Source organism: Corallococcus carmarthensis (genome assembly GCF_003611695.1).
GTDB lineage: Bacteria > Myxococcota > Myxococcia > Myxococcales > Myxococcaceae > Corallococcus > Corallococcus carmarthensis.
Map to the genome: position 1 here is coordinate 1 of NZ_RAWE01000460.1, position 1,087 is coordinate 1,087.

The 1,087-nt window shown below is 63.9% G+C and carries 2 protein-coding genes; both read right to left on the minus strand.

What is annotated here, in order from left to right:
* Positions 1-12: 12 nt before the first annotated feature.
* Positions 13-594 (minus strand): IS630 family transposase, encoded by a 582-nt coding sequence (locus tag D7X32_RS44435; protein WP_120608480.1) that lies wholly within the window; start codon positions 592-594, stop codon positions 13-15.
* On the minus strand, positions 540-971 hold the full coding sequence (locus D7X32_RS47930) for a helix-turn-helix domain-containing protein (RefSeq protein ID WP_120608481.1): 432 nt from the start codon (positions 969-971) through the stop codon (positions 540-542). Before D7X32_RS47930 ends, D7X32_RS44435 begins: the two co-directional genes overlap by 55 nt.
* Between the last annotated feature and the right edge of the window lie 116 nt (positions 972-1,087).

The following is a 1,087-nucleotide window of genomic DNA, read 5'->3' on the forward strand; positions in this document are numbered from 1 at the left end:
CTACAGCGGTGATCACGGCGGTTGAGGTGGGTAGTCGCAGAAAGAGAACCAAGCGGCTGCGTCCTGCGGCAGCACGGTCGAGAGTGCCTCGCGCATGGCCTGAATGAGAGCGGCATGGGTTCGTGCGCCGATGGCCCGCAGGCGCGTCTTCACCTTCAGCCAGCAGGACTCGATGGGATTGAGGTCGGGGCAGTAGGGCGGCAGGAAGAGGAGGTGAGCCTCGCGACTGCGGATGAGCGCCTCGACAGCGGGCCGGTGATGAACACTGAGGTTGTCCATGACAACCACGTCGTGGGGCTTGAGGATGGGCAACAGCCCCTCTCGGACGTAGGTCTCGAAGCGTTCGCTATTGGTGGCGCCCTCGAAGGTCAGCACGGGCCCCATTCCCTGGAGCGTCAGGTCCCCAATCATCGTGAGCACCAGCCGACGTCCCAGAGGGACATAACCGCGTGCGCGCGTCCCTCGCCGAGCACGGCCGTATCGGCGCGTCATGCTGAGGGTAGCCGCGGTTTCATCAATGAAGTGGAGATGCGAAGGCTTCAGTTCGGCTGCCTTACCCAGGTACCGCCTTCGCGCGCGGCGATTCTTCGCCAGGCGCCACTCGGAGGCGAGGAGCGACTTTTTTTACGCGTGTAGCCCAAGCGCTGGAAGGCACGCCCCATGGTGGGGCGGCTCACCCGTACGCCTGTCGCCTCGGCGTAGGCATCCGCAATCTCCTGGGTCGTGCTGTCGGGCTGGGCATCCAGCAGTCGCTTCACCTTGGCCAACTCGCCATCCGGTATTCGGTAGTGAGGCCGGGGCCCGGGACGCGTTGGCACAATGGAGTGGGTGCGCTTCCAGCGGCCGACGAGTCGATCCACTGTCGCGACCCCTACTTGAAACCGACAGGCAATCTCTTCCCAAGTTCCCTCGTGCGCCAGGTACGCCTCGAGAATGCGTTGCCTCAAGTCCATCGACAGTGGAGCACCCATGGCCTCAATTTATGGGCTCCAGCGCGGACCTTCTGGCTTCGATGCCCTGGGGCGGACCACTCCAGGGCTGCGCTTCTTGCTTCGCTCGATCAGCCTCTCTGAGCGCCGTTGTAAAC

Excerpts from the sequence above, each read along its gene's own strand:
- D7X32_RS47930 (WP_120608481.1), bottom strand. The coding sequence starts at position 971 with ATGGGTGCTCCACTGTCGATGGACTTGAGGCAACGCATTCTCGAGGCG.